Genomic DNA, 16254 nt, shown 5'->3' on the forward strand with positions numbered 1-16254 from the left:
TATGAATGCGATTGAAGTAAGAGGATTGACGAAATCGTTCGGTATAAAAGAAGTCTTACGCGAGGTTAATCTGACAGTCGAGCAAGGAGAAATCTTTGGTTTTTTAGGGCGCAATGGTGCCGGGAAATCGACATTGATTCAGATTCTAACTGGGATCACTCAAGCATCAGCTGGAACCGTCTCGCTGCTCGGTGAACCCGCTGATCGACTGGATGCGATCAAACGACGGATTGGTGTCATGCCGGATACATCAAATCTCTATCATGAGATGACAGCGCGCGCGTTTCTTGAATACATGGCAGGATTATCTGAAGTTCGCGTCAGTAAAAGTGAGATCCTAGAACTACTCGGTCGGGTCGGATTGAGCGGGACGGAGCGTCAGAAAATCGGGAGCTTCTCGTTTGGGATGAAGAAGAAAATCAGTATCGCACAAGCACTCGTCGGAAATCCAGAATTGCTTTTTTTAGACGAACCGACATCTGGTCTTGATCCAGAGTCCGCAATCGATATCCAGCGACTGTTGTTCGCGTTAAAAGCCGACGGCAAAACAATCTTTTTGACCTCGCATAACTTAAACGAGATCGAAAAGATTTGTGACCGCGTCGCAATCATGGCAGAGGGACGAATCGTGCGCTGCGGAACTGTTGCATCGTTGCAAGAAGCGATCGGGCAGGAAGTTCAGATTCGCATTCGGACTGTCCCACAACTCGAGCTATTACATCTTCCGAATACCATTCAGGAATTGTCGCAAACGGATGAATATACACGGCTCAATCTACCGACCGAAGAGGATATTCCGGAGTTACTCGTCATGCTCGCGAAGCAAGACATAAAAGTGTATGAAGTACACATCGAACGCCAATCGTTAGAAGAGATTTTCTTAGCTGTCTGAAGGAGAAAGGCTCACTTCCGTTGTCGAATGATTTTCAACGAATAGACGACCTCCATCATTCCATTGACCGTATATCTGATTCAGTTTCGTTTTTTCAATTAAGGTCTGCAGACGTTTTTCGTAGAGAACCGGATCTTTGCGCACACTTTGAATCGTATCGATCCGGATGCGGCGATAGAGCTCCGGGAAATTGTTAAAATTCTCATCGACGATCGGATCTTCCTGTAGACGTGCCTGAATCACTTCATCAATGACGAATGCTTCAGGAGACATGTCCGGTAAAATTTGTCGACCGGACGGTTGCATCAAACCGAGACGTTCCAAGCGACGGACACGTTCTTTATTGAGTTCAGTCCAGTTACTGTTCGGGCGGCGTGGTGTAAAACGTTGCGCCAGTTCACCGTCTTCGGTTTTCTTTGTAATCCCGTCGATCCAGCCGAAGCAAAGTGCCTCCTCGACGGCATCGAGATAGAGAAGACCATCTCCGGCTTGTTTTCGACTGAGGATTACCCAGCAAAATGACTTATGTTCCGCGTGTTCCGATAACCACTGTCGAAAGTCCGCGCGATTAATAAACCGTAAGACGTCCGTGATCTCCATGCTCGTTCCTCCATTCCATAGTGAAATCCCCCCTTAGCGTTATACGAGGGAGGATTTCACTTTTTTTCAACATAACGGGTCATGATGAAAGACACAATTTCGACCGCTCTTTTTCGCTTGATAGAGAGCAGCATCTGCTTGCTGGATCGTCTGCAAAAAATTATGCGTCTCGGACGGTTGGTTGGTTTGTCGAGACACACCAATCGATAGCGTTACTTGAAGTGGTTCCGTTACGGATAGCTCGTACGTCCGTTTGGCACTGGCTTCACAGATTTGTTCTGCAAGTCGTCGCGTCTCAGGTAACGAATGCTCCGGCAACAGCATCATGAACTCCTCGCCACCAAATCGTCCGAGTACACATGAAGGGGGACAATAGGACGTAAGCAAGGCGCTGATTTGACGCAGAATGTGATCGCCCTGGTCATGACCGTATGTATCATTGACCTGTTTGAAATGATCGACGTCGATGATCATGATGGAAAAGTTCATCTGTTGTGATTTATAACGCTGGACGGTCTCTTCCAAACGGCGCCGATTATCAAGACCTGTCAGCGTATCCGTCAAAGCGAGACGACGATGCATCCGGACTTGATTGAAGTGCCACCGGACTTGATGCAGAATGCTATGCAACAGAAGTCCAGCACAGCCATTGCCGATGAGAAAGATAGATATCGCAGTCACGTCATTCGGTCGGACGTGATGGACGTATGGTAAACAGAGAATGAGTGCGATACCGAAAATGATTGGAAACGAGATGAATCGGTCAGGTGCTTCGTTCTGTAAATAGAGCACGACGATGCTGACAATCAGGTACGTCAAAACGAGCCACATCACGTCGGTTGACGGAAAGACAAATAGTTGGAGGGCAGCGAAGACGAGTGTCGTGATGAAGCCGCTACTGATGCCGCCATAGATGAAGGCGATGACGATCAATGTAATTGATAAATCAAATCGAAATCCCTGATAGGTGATGGCATTGAGGATGATCCAATAGCCAGCACCTATTGCAAGAAGCAGTACTAATAGATTTTTCTTCAGCCAACTGTCTAGCGTATTTCGAAACTGAAACCGTTTAAAAAAGAACAGGGAGATGAGCACGAAGAAAAAGGTTAGCGCGACATTGAGGATGAGGTGATTCAGTGTATTCCACATGTTCGTGTTCCTCTCGACTAGTTTCTAAAAATTAACTACAGTAAAATGATTCATTTAGTGAATATTTATTCTATACAACCAACGATACCCTAAAGATGTATGAAAGTATCATGATTTTCTTATCTTTTAAAAAAGAGTAATGCGTTCAATCAGCTTAATAGTACTCTGAGATTTTTTCACGCGAAGATTCGACTAGATAATCGAGTGAGACGAAATTCCGAATGAATGCGTAGGCACCGATTTCCCCGAGTGGCACGCCTAATCGTTCAGCCTGTTGGCTCCGCGTATCTTCTTCCTGATGTAAAATCTCGAATCCAGCAGCTTGCATCCGCTCCCCGTCGAATTCAAGCGTCACGACGTCACCGTCTACCCAGTCTGTTTTCAATTGGTGGAAATGAGTACGATAGGCATCGTTTGGTGGATCGACTTCAAACGCGATCAAGCCTTTGGGTGCATCGACTTGGAATATTGGCGACAATCCGCCGCGTGTCACGATGGATTTCATGTGATGGCGATGTGTCATATGACGTAAGATCATGGTCTGACCACTCCTTTTTCATCTATTATTACGCGACTTCGTCAGAATATCGAGAAAAATTTTCAAATGAGCTGGAAGATGTTTGGATTTTTCTGGTATACTACTTTTTCGGAAAGCGTTTGCACAAAAGGGGGAGAACACATGCAATCATTTGCGATCAAAGCAACGGGACTGACGAAACACTATCAGATCCTACAACGGGAACCAGGACTACGCGGGGCAATCAAAGCGCTGTTTCGCCGGACCTACCGGACGAAAGAGGCAGTCAAAGGCATTGATTTGACGATTGAAGCAGGAGAGCGCATCGGCTACATCGGCTTCAATGGTGCCGGGAAATCAACGACAATCAAGATGCTTGCTGGTGTCTTACGTCCGGACGCGGGGAACGTTCGGGTATTTGGACTTGACCCACATGCTGACCGGGTCAAGAACGCATCGCAAATCGGTGCCGTTTTTGGTCAGCGGACCCAACTGTTCTGGGACATTCCGGTCCAAGAATCGTTTGAGCTGTTGAAGGAAATTTATCAGGTGCCGAAGTCAGAGTTTGATGAAACGCTCGCGTGGTTTCGAGAGAAGCTAGAGTTAGCACCGCTCCTTGACGTACCGGTCCGGCAACTGTCGCTCGGTCAAAAGATGCGTTGTGAATTAGCAGCAGCATTCCTACATCGACCAAAAGTCGTCTATCTCGACGAACCGACGATCGGACTTGATATCGAGATCAAGGAAACGATCCGTCACTTCATTCGGGAGATGAGTGACCGCTGGGGCACGACCGTCATCTTGACGACACATGATATGCAGGACATCGAGGAAGTCTGTGATCGAGTGATCGTCCTTGACGACGGGAGCATCATCTATGACGATACGATTGATCAGTTGAAGGAGTCATTCAGCCATGAGCGGACGCTTCGGATCACACTGGAAGAACCGGTGTCGTTTACTTTACCTACGGCGTTGATCAACCGCGTGATCTTATTTACGACGGATGAATTGACGTATGAGCTCGCGTTTGACGACCGCGAATTATCGAGTGGACAAGTCATCAAGGAGATCGTCTCATTGTATGCGGTCCGGGACGTCTCCGTTTCCGTACCGAAGATGGAGACATTGATCCGAAAACTGTACCAAGCGGGGATCAGCGCATGAGACTCCGAAAATATACCGCGTTGATGCGGTCACAAATCAAGGTCGATCTTGCCTACACCGCTTGGTACTGGGCCAGTATGTTTAGCGTGACGATGCGACTGTTCATTCTCTACTTCTTCTGGCAAGCGGTTTACGCGAATAAAACGGACGTCTCCGGCATCTCACTGTCGACAATGCTAACTTATGCGATTCTCGCGACGATGATCGATCAGTTCCGTGGCGGTGCTGGACGCGATCTCGCCCGGATGATTAAACAAGGGGCGATTGCAATCGAATTGCTGCGTCCGTATCACTTGCTCGATAAATTACTCGCGCAAGACATCGGCTCAAAACTCTCGGTCTTGTTCCGCTCGATCCTACCACTTGTCCTCGTCTCGATTCTGTTCATCGGTGTGGATCGACCACAGTCATGGCTAGCTGGACTCGCTTTCGTCGGCAGTGTTGTTTTTGCCGTCTTACTTGCGACACTGATTGATTTACTCGTCGGTATCTTCGCCTTTTATACCGTCAACATTTGGGGACTTTCCGTCTTACAAGACGCTGTCATCACGATCATGTCTGGAGCAATCGTTCCGTTGACGTTATTCCCGGACTGGTTTCAAACGATCAGTCTCTACTTACCGTTCGCTTCGCTCGTCTACGTTCCGGTCGCGATTTATACGGGAGAAATCGGTGCAAGCGGCATCCTGCAAGCGTTACTCGTCCAAATCGGTTGGTTGATTGGGTTCTTTGTCTTGTTACGTGTCACGTTCGCGCTCGCGATCCGGAAAGTGACGGTGTTCGGCGGATGAAACGATACATAAAACTCTACTGGCTGTATGCAAAAAGTCATTTTAAGGTCATGATGGAATATCGGATTGATTTCCTGATTGGTGTCCTGTCGGTCTTCGGTCAACAGTTTGCCTCACTCTTTTTCCTGTCGGTCGTCTTTCAGCATATCGAGACGTTAAACGGTTGGGATTTTTACGAAATCTTATTCATCTATGGGATCGCTTTCCTAGGACGTGCCTTGCATCATATCTTCTTTGATAACCTCTGGACGATCGGCTGGCAGTACATCCGGACCGGTAATCTGGATCGATTATTGATGCGCCCGGTCAATCCGCTGTTTCAAATCATCGCTGAACGGGTCCAACAAGACGGGTTCGGTCAATTGTTGATTGGTGGTGGGGTGCTCTATATTGCTTCAGAGCAGTTGAACATGGTCTGGAGCTTCGGTGATTTTTTGATGTTGGTCGTCCTTGTTCTTTCGAGCGGCCTGCTTTACATCGCGATCAACTTGTTTTTTGCGACGTTCTCGTTCTGGATGGTCGATAGTCTGCCGGTCGTCTCAGCAGTCTTCAGTCTGAGTGACTTTGCTCGTTATCCGATGACGATCTACTCGAAAGTATTAATGTTCGTCTTGACCTACATCATCCCGTTCGGATTTACTGCCTTTTATCCGGCGATGTATTTCTTTGACGGGAGAGGATATGGAGCGATGGCTCTTGCGTCACCACTCGTCGCGATTATTGCCTGTTTGATTGCCTATCGGTTCTGGTTGTTCGGGCTAAAAGCATTTGCGAGTACGGGGTCATGAAATGATGAGAACCTTGAAGTGTTAGGACGCTTCAAGGTTCTTTTTGTGTATAGCGATTTAGAGATAGATTTTTTGTCTAAAATATGAAACTTTTGTTATTAAATAACAGTATAGAATATTGAGACGTAAATCTGAGGGAGGGGTTACATTGAAAAAAGGAGTGCTCGTATTACTCTGTTTGATGTTGGTTACCTTATCGGGGTGTACCGTTTGGGAAAGGGCAGAAAACTTCTTTTCATCGAATGACGAAATGATTAAAAACAAGACGATCAAGATGGGTCAAGATGATCAGGTCAAGATTGTTCCGCTCTATACGCAATACAATCAGTACTTAGAAGAAGCGATGCAGACAGGAAACTCAAACGACAACACGAACAGTTATCTTAAACATGTCTTAGGCTACATCGATGAAATCGGTGAGCAACAAAATCTCGATCTAACATATATGAAAAGTTATTTTATGCTACAAGCTACTGAGTATAAAGAACAATTAGTGAGTCGGACGAAAGAGCTGATGAAACAAGATACAGAGATCAAAAAAATCATTGAGAAAAGTTATACTGCTTCACATCGGGCATTACCTAAACAAACGAATACGATTTTCATCGTGCCTGTTAACTCGGAATTCATGGAGCGTATGGATGTCATGGGAGGGGTCGCAGGATTAGCAACTAGAGATTGCTTCATTTTATTCCTTACTGCTGACTATGATAAGAAAATGTTAGAATATGCAGTAGCACATGAATATCACCACACTGCTTTATATGATCGAATGAAGTTAGATACTTCTTTAGAAGACGAAGCCAGTCCACTGATCCATTCACTCCTCCTTGAAGGGAAGGCGGATCAGTTCGCGAAACGCGTCGTCAAAGGTGTGACACCAGCCTGGGTCGAGCCATTAGAAGAAGAGACGAAACAGCATGTTCTACGTTTAATGAAAAATGGCGAGTTAACGCAAGATGATATCATGGACGGAAATAATGATAAGGATGTACCTTTGTGGAGTATGTATCGATTGGGTAAAGACATCATGGACGCATATCTTGAAAAACATCCTTCAGAATCGATAGTAGATTGGACGACTAAAGACGCGGAAACGATCTTAAAGGATTACAAGTATAAAACTGATCTCCTTTGATTCAAAAAATAGACCCGTCAGTATAAAAGAAGCTGACAGGTCTATTTTTTGTACTTCAAGATTGATTCATTCGATATACCATCTTTGACAATGCTTCGTCCATTCAATCGGAACATCCGTGATCCGTACTTCCTTTGCTGGAGTCGCATGTAAGGTGACGGTGACGGTTGCAAGACCAAGACGTTGTTGCACGTAAGACTCGGACAGCTCGAGTCGTTCGATGCCATCACGGCGCATCCAGTACGTAAGAGGGGCGAGTCCCCCTTGATGGAAGTGTAGCAATGTCGGACTCATCGTATATATACTGAAGCGGCGACTCAAGATTTGTGACGTGATGATAGCAAAGCAGATCAACACGGCAAGAAAACGTAAGCTCGGGAACATGAACCATATGCAAATCGGAATGATACCCCATAACAAGACGGTCCGACATAATTTTACGACGATTGCCAGTTGAGGAATCGTAAGCGTCCGAGGTGCCACTTGAAAATCAGGTAACACTTTCGGAATCAAGTCGAGCGCTTTTGAACGTTGGATGAACGGGAACAAAACGGCAGACGTGTTTTTGTCTTGTTGTTCGGGATCAATCGAACTGATCATCTTGACTTGATTGATTCCGAGTAACTGATGGATGAAACGACTCCGCATCGTCATGGCTTGAATCCGGTCTTTTTGAATCGAGAAGCGCGTAACGCTCTCCCAGCCTTTTTCAATCTGAATCAAGCGTTGATCTGCATCAATGCGAAAGCCAGAATATAAGCGATAATTCCGAAAGACACCATAACTGAGAGCAAGGATGATCAAGATTCCAATCATCGAAACACGCATGACGTTAGATTGGGTACTGAATCTGACAATCGAATTGATGATATCATCGAGCTCAAGAAAACGACTTAATTCTCGATAAACAGAGTAAAGAAGGAAGAAAAAGAACAACGGACTGAGTGACGTCAGCGAAGCCAGCGCAATCTCCTTGAATTGAATCGCGTATTGTTCTTGATTTGGCGCTAGCATGGTCGTTGCGACTTCTGGTAGTGCCTCAGGATCATGCTTTCGTGTAACGATTGACTCGATCTGTTCCTTGATTTGTGCTGCTTCTAGTTTTGACAGCATCTCAAGACGAACGTCGGCATCGGAATCCGTCGAACCGGTCTCAATGACGAGTGACGTCAGACCCGTCACGCGATGAAACAACGATTCGTATTCCGTGATCCCTTGGATCCGTTCATAGGGAATCTGTTTTTTCTCCGTCACGAACGCACCTTTTTCAATCAGAAGCTCTTGTTCCTTGAGTTGATAGTTAAAGTGTTTCCACTGCAACACGAGACCGATTAGATGCACGAGAATGAAACTACCGAGCACCGTGTATCCATACCAAGAGAACAGCGGTAAGGATAAGCGGCGGAACAAGAAAGAGATGATGAGAGCGACGAAAACGAATTCTTCCGTAGCAATGCCGAAGCGATACGGAATCCAGGCAGGATGGAGCTTAAAGGAAGTCATGGATGGTTCCTGTCGCATCAGCTCGCTCCTTTCGTGACGTACGGTCTGATAAGGCAGTGATTCGTTGCGTGATTTCCGTTGCTTGTGCAAGTGGTAAAGACGGAATGTCATGGACGTAACCGATTGTGCCAATTTTGACTGTTGCAAGATTATATTATTTACTGAGTGGTCCTTGCGATGTCTTAACGAAATAGATTTTATTGATTGGGATGATCAGATGCTTGCGCATGAAGGCACCATGCTTTAATTGAATGCACTGAGCATCAATCTCGTAACGCCATGTCTTTTGCCGGTAGACCGGTAATACGGTGCACTCAATCAAAGCCGAACTGATCGTCACTGCAATCAACACATAGAGAACGATCCCGTTCCAGCTGGACCACTGATAGTACGTATCGACGAATAGCAGACCAACCAATACGATTAACACGGCAGTCGAAACCAACGCATCGGTCAATCGCCATACTTTGATTGCGTCTTTCGAGATGGTTTGAGTAGGTTCTTTTAATTCATATATTCATATGGCTTCCTTTCTATACTCTTTGTAGAGATACGTCATTGATTCATTATCAAAATGTAAAATGATGGTATTATGTATGGGGGTACAAACCTATCACTAACAGGAATAATATTCCTTTCAAAACTGTAATGAAGTTTTCTTTTGAAGTTGATTCATCATAAACGAAACACGTCCGAATCTCCTTTAAGTTAAGACATTCGGACGTGTTTTTTAGGTAGTATCTGTTCGTGCGAGTGAACGAATCGTTGTTGACATGGCAGGTGAGACAGGATGAATCTGTTCGATATAATCGAGAATTGCTAGTGCGGCTGTTTTATTTTGCAAATAGCCTGGCATCATCTCTGAGAATCGGTTGACCATTTCTGGAAAACGTTGCTCAATCCGACGTTCCGGAGCAAACGGATCAACGTATGTCGCTTCCTCTTTTTCAAATGATGATAAAACATATATCAATTGACCGACAGCAAATTGTTGAATCAAACGAAAGGCTGATAACGTTTCGCCACGTGCTTCGCGACAGAGCCCGACATATAGATTCGTCAGCGCTTCATGGATGGCGTAATCAATCGATGGATGTTCGCTCGAACTGTTATGCGGTTGCGGGACTAAGCGTTCAAACGCGTCGAAGGAAGAATCGCACCACACGATGCGACCTGCTGAAAATGCAATTTCAGAAAGCTCATCTAATTCAAAGATGGCGAATTCGGCATAGATGCCGTCGTCGAACATAATTTTATGTCCATCCTGCGTATTCTGAAATTGAAATTGTAGAGGATGTGCGTTTTCTAACCAGTCAAGTTGCTCGATGAATCGAACCTTTTTACCGGGTTTTGCGATGACGAAAAAATCTAAGTCCGAATAGTCATCGAGTCGTTCGAGTTCTTGACCGACAGAACCGAGACCAAGCAGGACAAGCGCATCATCTGTTTGTGCAATCGTTTGCCCAATTGCGTCTAATCGTTCTAATAATACGTCTCTATGTGTCATCTCTGTTGCTCCTTCTTTTTAGTATCTCTATGTAAAAACCGCGGACACCTCGATAGGAAAGCGTCCGCGGTTATCGGAAGTACGATCAAAAATGATTGCTTTGCATCTTATGCAGCAATTGATCAAATGTCTCATGATCTTTAGATGTGAAGGCGCGGAAGTAGCGATCGTCAATCTCCTCGATCTCAGGCGCTGATTTTTGAACGAGAGCTGTGCCATCCTCTGTCAATAGAATCCGCTTTTCTCGGTTGATCCGTTTTCGGATGACAAGATGCTCTGCTAAGAGTTTTTTGACGGTTTGCGAAATGGCACCACTTGAGAGCTCAAGCGTTCGTTCGAGTGATTTCTGTGTGGCACTCTCCTGATGATACAGTGTCATCAGTAAATCAAACTGTGACTTCGAGAGTCCTTTGGGTTTAAGTACATCGTTGACTTCTTTCGAATAACGGCCGTGAATCCGCTGAATGGCGTTCCAGTGCTGCATCGAAGATTCGAATGTGAAGGTCATGTTTTTTCCTCCTCTTCTGTCATGCGGGATTGAGCTTATTGAAGAAACGGATTAATTCTTCCTGTTGTCGAGCCGTCAAGGCATTGAATTGTTCTTGTTGAAAACGTTCATAGGCGGGCAAAACTTCTTGAAGGATGGCTGTTCCTTTATCCGTCAACAGAAGATAATTCGTCTTCCATTTCCGCTTGCGGGTGATCAATTGCCGCTCGAACAGTCGTTTGATTCCGTGTGAAATCGTGCCATCGGTCACTTGGATCCGTTCAGCGATTTCCTTCTGGCTCGTACACGAAGTCGTGTGTAGGCAACGCAATACTTCAAGATTCGTATGGGATAGATCCCAATGTTTCAAGAATGCATTGACGCGTTTGATTTGTTGATTATGGTAAGTCGAAATCGTTTGCCAGCATGCCATGGGATATGTCTCTGTCGTTGTTGTCATGGGGAACCTCTTAAATATAGAATGTACTGCTGATGAACTACTTTTACCATACCATATTAAAAATATGTCGTGCTACTAGTTTGAACGCAAACCCATGACTTCCCATCATTTTAAGGAATCTGTACAAAAAAAGACCTGAACATGTCAGGTCTAATTAGGATGGAATCCCGTTTGATAGCGTGAGGTAAGAATCCATTAATCGGAATCCATACTTCGTAAAACATTGATCCGAGACGCGCCCTTGTAAAGTGATCGTCGCATAATCACCACGGATGGCATAGTGCGTATACTTTTTTTCGATGTCATGGATCAATGATTCAAGAAGCAGTCCGCGCTCACCGAGACCTTCTTCACGGACGTTGATTTCAAGTAAACAGAACGTACCGAATTCCGTAAGAGAAGTGCGCTCGGTCCGTTCGTGGAGAACGGTCAAGAATGAACGTTTTGAGATAAGTGATCGATTATTTGATGGTTCAAGAATCGTGACGTAATAACTGAGTGCCGGCGGACGCAAATTACGCGTGACTTCAACGACTTGACGCTGGTTATTATATGCGAGACCAACGATTTGTTCTTGTGGATGACTCGGCACGGTCAGTCCTTCTTGCTCACAAACGGTTTGCCACTCGGCTTCTGGAATCCAGACAGCCTCTTCGGTTTTCGCTAAAGCTTTAAAGAACTTCACGTTGAACGGATGACCTCCTAACGTATATGTAAAATGACTATCCCCATCATGCCTGACGGGCAGACAAAAAACGAGTTACAATCTGACGACAAATCGTTTTCCTTTGTTACAAGTATACCGTGAAATTTCATTTTGAAACAGACTACATCTCCCTGCATCTACTGTCTATACTAAATATATAAGACAGGAGGCGAATAGTATGAAGGCAGTCGAAGGACCGTTTTTTCATGGCACGAAAGTCACTTTGCAAATCGGGGACGTGTTGACGCCAGGATACGCGTCGAACTTTCGCGAACAACCGCTCAAGCACGTCTATTTCACAGCAACACTTGATGCAGCGAAGTGGGGGGCGGAGCTCGCACGATCTAACGCTCCGGAACACATTTATCTCGTTGAGCCACTCGGGTCGTATGAGGATGATCCGAATCTAACGAACAAACGGTTCCCTGGTAATCCAACTCGCTCTTATCGCTCGCTTGAACCGGTAAAAATCATTGCTGAGCTCGGCACGTGGGAACGTCACACGGACGAAGAGATTGAGACGATGAAAGCATCCCTTCAACGATTACGAGCAGAAGGGAAGGATACGATCATTGACTAAAAGACGAGGAGAAGATGTGTCTGTACATGACTTCGAATCGATCAAGCCAAAGACTGTGACCGCAATTGATCAGCTCCTAGTCGACAATTTGCATGCCATTCGCCTGGATCGAGACGACGAGCGATTGATCACGATCATGGAAGATCCGTTCGTTCCACCATATGAAACGATCTTGGGTGTCTATTGCGTGTATCGAAAATCAATCCTAGATTTGCTGAAAGGAAAGATTATCTCTGTCGATAGTTATGACTTCAAAGGAGCGTTCTCAAAAGATAAACTCCTGACAATAGAAGATGTCGAAGGAGTGCTTGGTATGGCGACATTCATCGTTATTGCTTCAGAAGATAACACATATATGTCCCACTATTTCATCGGTGGTGACGCAGAGAAACTTAATTCGATATTGAATGTATGCTTCGGTCATCCGAATAAATCGGATGAACATGCGTCGAAACGTTCCATCAAACGCTTCGAGCAGGATGTTCTGATCGTTGAAAAGATGGGGTGTGTGAAGTTACTAGGAAATGAAAAGAGAAACTAATTAAATTTATGATACACACTAGGAGGTATTCTTTTACCATAATGCACTGCAGGTGAATATGAGGTGGTATAATATGTAAAAAGGAGGCCGCTCGAATGTCTCGCTTTAAACAAGAAAAGAAACAAACACTTGATCATCTTCGTGATGGTGTTGATCAGGGTCTCGGTAGTGCCGTACCTCGTGGACAAAACGACGGGATGCGCGGACTTGAGATGCTCGCGGTTCTCGTCGTTCTCGGTGGTGGGTACCTGTTATATCAATGGTTCATGTAATGAAAGAAGCATCATCCTTGCGAGGACGATGCTTCTTTTTGTTCGATTTCGCTGACGATATCATCAAGTGTGACGTGAGCGAGCACCTTCTCAAGCGCGGATTGTGCGAGCTCAAAGATCGGTGTGACGGTCGATTGGATGTTTCGTCCGACCGGACAGTCTGGATTTGGTGTTGCATGAATGCCGAACAGTTCCTTATCCGGAACGACAGCAACGGCTTGATAGACATCAAGTAGTGTGATACTAGATAACGGTCGTGCGAGTCGTGCTCCAGCGACACCCGGGCGAACCTCGATCAAGTCGGCTTTCTTTAACATCCCCATGATCTTACGGATGACGACCGGATTCGTATTGACGCTACCGGCAATCAAGTCGGACGTCATCTTCTCGTCAGTCGCAATCAACGAGAGGATATGGATGCCGACGGAAAAACGTGTACTGATGGCCAACGGATGACCCTCCTTTATAAAAGCATTGTTCTCTCATTATACGTTGTATCTTTCGTTTGGCAAGAAAAGGGGAATGAGAAGCATGAGTGTTGACAAAACACTCGTTTGTAACTATATTGGTTACATGTAATCAAATCAGTTACATATAAAAAGGAGGAATCATCATGAACATTGGAATCATTGGAGCTACAGGGAAAGCGGGACAATTAATCGTACAAGAAGCGATTGATCGAGGACATGACGTTACGGCGATCGTCCGTAATGCGGCAAAAGTGACGGCAGACGTTACGATTCTTGAGCGGGATGTCTTAGCACTGACGAAAGATGATTTGAACGGACTTGACGTTGTCGTCAATGCGTTCAATGCCGCGCCAGGTGAGGAAGAAAAACATATCGAAGTCGGTCGTCACTTGTTGGATGTGTTAGCAGGAAGTAAGATTCGATTATTTGTCGTCGGTGGTGCTGGTAGCCTGTTCGTTGACGAAAGCCGTTCGACACGCGTCATGGAAACGCCGGACTTCCCGGAAGCCTACTATCCGACAGCTTCTAACATGGGGAAAAACTTGATCGAACTGCAAGGACAGCAAGATGTAACATGGACGTATCTCAGTCCGGCTGGATTCTTTGATCCAAGCGGGAAACGAACAGGAACGTATACAGTCGGTGGCGAGCAGATGATTCTGAACACGAAAGGCGCGAGTTACATCAGTTACGCGGATTACGCGATTGCTGTAGTGGATGAGATTGAAAACGGACAACACCTCAACGAACGGTTCTCCGTCGTTGGCGAACAAGGATGATGGTGACAGACCGACTTACGTAGTCGGTCTTTTTTGATGGACGGAGTACGAGATACAGCGGAGGACGGATGGCGGAGTGGTGATGTTCAACTAAAATGAAGGGAGAAACGACTAAAGGAGCTTAAACTATGATGCGACGATGCTTTAGTATCATCAGTCTGTTAGCGGTCTTGATCGTCTGTACGACATCGACGCAACCGTCCCGATTTGAGCGTTCAGAACCCGTCGTGACGATTGAAAATCATTACGCGGGACAGATCAATTGGCCGAGTGAAACTGATCAGACGATCGATTTCCACACCACACCATAAACCGACTCTTGTTACATAGTGTCTAACAAAACGACCGCTTCCTTCGAGGAAACGGTCGTTTTGTTGCAAGTTCAGAACCCTAAAGCTGCTTTGAAAAAGATGAAGATAAATGCAATTCCGCTCGTTAAAATCAGGAACGGTAAGATAATCAATAATTCGAGATGTCTTCTGACGCCATGGTAGAGCAGGAAGAATAACGTCAAGCACACTGTCAGTATGGAAAGGGTTAAGGTAGCAATGAATAAGTAAAGTGGGGGAACGGAGATTACTTGATAAAGTGACGATCTGGCAATCATATCGTAGGCTAAGCCGAAGGATAGTAAAATAAATAAATACAAGACTGATTTTTGTCGTGTCATCTAATGTAACTCCTTTTATGAACGATAGACTTAGTATACTTTATTTTCTAACATAAATGTAAGTAAATGGATGAAATCAATTTAGTCTTGTTTGTAAAGCAACGTCAAGCGCGTCATCAAAAAGTAGAGGAAAGCGGCGCTATTTGCAATCGTCTGAAAAAGAAGCGCTTGAAACAGACCGTCGAACACGATCAATAAGATCCCACCAAGTAGTAAGGCGATGCCTTGATTCAGGAACAGATGCGACGACCAAGATAGTGGACGGGAGCGGAATCCAAAGTAGCGAATCGCGTCCGTCAAGATGCCGCCAATCGTGATAATGATTGCAAACGACAGCAACGTCTCAAAGACATTTTCGTAATATCCAGGATCAGCATTCGGCATGAGGCGTGGTGACGATGGAAGATGTTGATAGAGCATCAGAAAAATCCAATTAGTCATCAGAAGTCGAAATGACAGACGGATCATGGTGTTCCTCTTTTCCGGTTTTCATGATGATGAACAGATGGGTAATCATTACATATAAAAAAGCAGCGAATGCGTTTCCGATAAAAACTGGAACTGGAAACAGGCTGAACAGAACAGACACACCAGCAAACATGAAGACCGTTCCTTGATGAACAAGCAGGTGCGTTTTAAAAGGCAACGAACGTTTCGCGAAACGGATGGATAAGAGAACGTCAGCAATCACGATACCGCTGACGAATACAAGCACAACAACGTCCAAGTGCTCATTGACCAGTTGCACCGTGTAGGATAGAAACGGCACTGTCATCGTCATCGATCCAAACAAATTAAGAAACAAGAAGAAACTAAAGACAGTGCGACACAACCAACCGGATATGTAAGGAATCCATCTCGGATACTTCCGCGCCGACTCCGATACGATGAGATAGATCAGCGCTACACCAGAACAGAACAAGACAAAATAGAACGAAAATGGATTGGGCTGCATCAGCAGATAGAGGCCGACACTGGCAAATAGGGCACCTGCTTGGTTGAGGATGATTCGTTGTATGAACGAAACGCTTGAACGGAATAACAGGCGTGGAAGACCATCCGTCAGAAATGCGCCAAACAGGATGACGGGACCGGAAAAGAGCAAACCGATCATGAAGAAGTCGGTGAATGAAGTGCCGTACGTCGTTGGATCACCGATTTCATAACTAGCGACGAGTGCATACAAACAAGCAAATAGAATGGTCGTAATGAAACTGTTTTTCACTAAAGTCAA

General features: G+C 45.4%; 22 protein-coding genes. 10 read left to right on the forward strand and 12 right to left on the reverse strand.

Translation table 11 applies throughout. The features are described 5' to 3' along the window. Position 1 precedes the first annotated feature (1 nt). Complete coding sequence (locus tag ADM98_RS09125; protein ID WP_053453208.1) at positions 2-892, forward strand: ABC transporter ATP-binding protein; 891 nt, start codon at positions 2-4, stop codon at positions 890-892. Here the strand turns inward: ADM98_RS09125 and ADM98_RS09130 are convergent. The 3 genes from ADM98_RS09130 to ADM98_RS09140 all read right to left on the reverse strand — a co-directional run bounded on the left by ADM98_RS09130 (position 881) and on the right by ADM98_RS09140 (position 3182). Continuing rightward, positions 881-1492, reverse strand: coding sequence for a YdeI/OmpD-associated family protein (locus tag ADM98_RS09130; RefSeq protein WP_053453209.1), 612 nt, complete (start codon positions 1490-1492; stop codon positions 881-883). The genes ADM98_RS09125 and ADM98_RS09130 overlap by 12 nt on opposite strands. Before the next feature lie 66 nt (positions 1493-1558). Further along, a complete protein-coding gene (locus ADM98_RS09135; protein ID WP_053453210.1) occupies positions 1559-2644 on the reverse strand; it encodes a GGDEF domain-containing protein in 1086 nt (361 codons plus the stop codon). A gap of 154 nt (positions 2645-2798) precedes the next feature. Then, the gene (locus tag ADM98_RS09140; RefSeq protein WP_053453211.1) at positions 2799-3182 is read right to left on the reverse strand and encodes a hypothetical protein; all 384 of its coding nucleotides are present in this window, start codon (positions 3180-3182) and stop codon (positions 2799-2801) included. 141 nt (positions 3183-3323) lie between these two features. On the opposite strand from ADM98_RS09140, the gene ADM98_RS09145 reads away from it, so the two are divergent. The 4 genes from ADM98_RS09145 (at position 3324) to ADM98_RS09160 (ending at position 7045) form a co-directional block, all read left to right on the forward strand. Next, entirely contained in the window at positions 3324-4328 is a 1005-nt protein-coding gene (locus ADM98_RS09145; protein ID WP_053453212.1) for an ABC transporter ATP-binding protein, read from the forward strand. After that, positions 4325-5119: an ABC transporter permease gene (locus ADM98_RS09150; protein ID WP_053453213.1), complete on the forward strand. Its 795-nt coding sequence runs from the start codon at positions 4325-4327 to the stop codon at positions 5117-5119. Before ADM98_RS09145 ends, ADM98_RS09150 begins: the two co-directional genes overlap by 4 nt. Then, positions 5116-5907 carry an ABC transporter permease gene (locus ADM98_RS09155; RefSeq protein WP_053453214.1) on the forward strand — a complete coding sequence of 264 codons (792 nt, stop codon included), beginning with the start codon at positions 5116-5118 and terminating at the stop codon, positions 5905-5907. Before ADM98_RS09150 ends, ADM98_RS09155 begins: the two co-directional genes overlap by 4 nt. 250 nt (positions 5908-6157) lie before the next feature. Beyond that, positions 6158-7045, forward strand: coding sequence for a DUF2268 domain-containing protein (locus ADM98_RS09160; RefSeq protein WP_160315924.1), 888 nt, complete (start codon positions 6158-6160; stop codon positions 7043-7045). A gap of 66 nt (positions 7046-7111) precedes the next feature. On the opposite strand, the gene ADM98_RS09165 is transcribed toward ADM98_RS09160, so the two are convergent. From ADM98_RS09165 to ADM98_RS09190, 6 genes are all read right to left on the reverse strand, one after another. After that, entirely contained in the window at positions 7112-8695 is a 1584-nt protein-coding gene (locus tag ADM98_RS09165) for a PH domain-containing protein (RefSeq protein ID WP_235504864.1), read from the reverse strand. Between the two features lie 7 nt (positions 8696-8702). Beyond that, positions 8703-9005 carry a PH domain-containing protein gene (locus tag ADM98_RS17580; protein ID WP_053453217.1) on the reverse strand — a complete coding sequence of 101 codons (303 nt, stop codon included), beginning with the start codon at positions 9003-9005 and terminating at the stop codon, positions 8703-8705. A 273-nt stretch (positions 9006-9278) separates the two neighbouring features. Beyond that, on the reverse strand, positions 9279-10055 hold the full coding sequence (locus tag ADM98_RS09175; RefSeq protein ID WP_053453218.1) for a hypothetical protein: 777 nt from the start codon (positions 10053-10055) through the stop codon (positions 9279-9281). A gap of 85 nt (positions 10056-10140) precedes the next feature. After that, positions 10141-10563, reverse strand: coding sequence for a MarR family winged helix-turn-helix transcriptional regulator (locus ADM98_RS09180; RefSeq protein WP_053453219.1), 423 nt, complete (start codon positions 10561-10563; stop codon positions 10141-10143). A gap of 19 nt (positions 10564-10582) precedes the next feature. Then, on the reverse strand, positions 10583-11002 hold the full coding sequence (locus tag ADM98_RS09185; RefSeq protein WP_053453220.1) for a MarR family winged helix-turn-helix transcriptional regulator: 420 nt from the start codon (positions 11000-11002) through the stop codon (positions 10583-10585). A 154-nt stretch (positions 11003-11156) separates the two neighbouring features. After that, positions 11157-11687 (reverse strand): hypothetical protein, encoded by a 531-nt coding sequence (locus tag ADM98_RS09190; RefSeq protein ID WP_053453221.1) that lies wholly within the window; start codon positions 11685-11687, stop codon positions 11157-11159. A gap of 199 nt (positions 11688-11886) precedes the next feature. Here ADM98_RS09190 and arr point away from each other — a divergent pair, with 199 nt between their 5' ends. The 3 genes from arr to ADM98_RS17340 all read left to right on the forward strand — a co-directional run bounded on the left by arr (position 11887) and on the right by ADM98_RS17340 (position 13101). After that, entirely contained in the window at positions 11887-12288 is a 402-nt protein-coding gene (gene arr / locus ADM98_RS09195; protein ID WP_053453222.1) for an NAD(+)--rifampin ADP-ribosyltransferase, read from the forward strand. A gap of 16 nt (positions 12289-12304) precedes the next feature. After that, the gene (locus ADM98_RS09200; RefSeq protein WP_053453223.1) at positions 12305-12829 is read left to right on the forward strand and encodes a hypothetical protein; all 525 of its coding nucleotides are present in this window, start codon (positions 12305-12307) and stop codon (positions 12827-12829) included. Positions 12830-12924: 95 nt separating this feature from the next. Beyond that, positions 12925-13101 carry a hypothetical protein gene (locus ADM98_RS17340; protein ID WP_160315925.1) on the forward strand — a complete coding sequence of 59 codons (177 nt, stop codon included), beginning with the start codon at positions 12925-12927 and terminating at the stop codon, positions 13099-13101. A gap of 11 nt (positions 13102-13112) precedes the next feature. Here the strand turns inward: ADM98_RS17340 and ADM98_RS09205 are convergent, their stop codons facing one another. Continuing rightward, the gene (locus ADM98_RS09205) at positions 13113-13550 is read right to left on the reverse strand and encodes an Rrf2 family transcriptional regulator (protein WP_053453224.1); all 438 of its coding nucleotides are present in this window, start codon (positions 13548-13550) and stop codon (positions 13113-13115) included. Between the two features lie 164 nt (positions 13551-13714). Here ADM98_RS09205 and ADM98_RS09210 point away from each other — a divergent pair, with 164 nt between their 5' ends. Both ADM98_RS09210 and ADM98_RS09215 read left to right on the forward strand, forming a co-directional pair. Next, the gene (locus ADM98_RS09210; protein ID WP_053453225.1) at positions 13715-14350 is read left to right on the forward strand and encodes an NAD(P)-dependent oxidoreductase; all 636 of its coding nucleotides are present in this window, start codon (positions 13715-13717) and stop codon (positions 14348-14350) included. 128 nt (positions 14351-14478) lie between these two features. Then, complete coding sequence (locus tag ADM98_RS09215; protein ID WP_053453226.1) at positions 14479-14661, forward strand: hypothetical protein; 183 nt, start codon at positions 14479-14481, stop codon at positions 14659-14661. Between the two features lie 440 nt (positions 14662-15101). Here ADM98_RS09215 and ADM98_RS09225 read toward each other — a convergent pair whose 3' ends face one another. Beyond that, positions 15102-15461, reverse strand: a complete 360-nt coding sequence (locus tag ADM98_RS09225; protein WP_160315926.1) for a hypothetical protein — start codon at positions 15459-15461, stop codon at positions 15102-15104. Further along, positions 15454-16254, reverse strand: a complete 801-nt coding sequence (locus tag ADM98_RS09230; RefSeq protein WP_053453229.1) for a hypothetical protein — start codon at positions 16252-16254, stop codon at positions 15454-15456. The genes ADM98_RS09225 and ADM98_RS09230 overlap by 8 nt, the downstream gene beginning before the upstream one ends.

This window comes from Exiguobacterium sp. BMC-KP (assembly GCF_001275385.1).
In the GTDB taxonomy this organism is placed as follows: Bacteria; Bacillota; Bacilli; order Exiguobacteriales; family Exiguobacteriaceae; genus Exiguobacterium_A.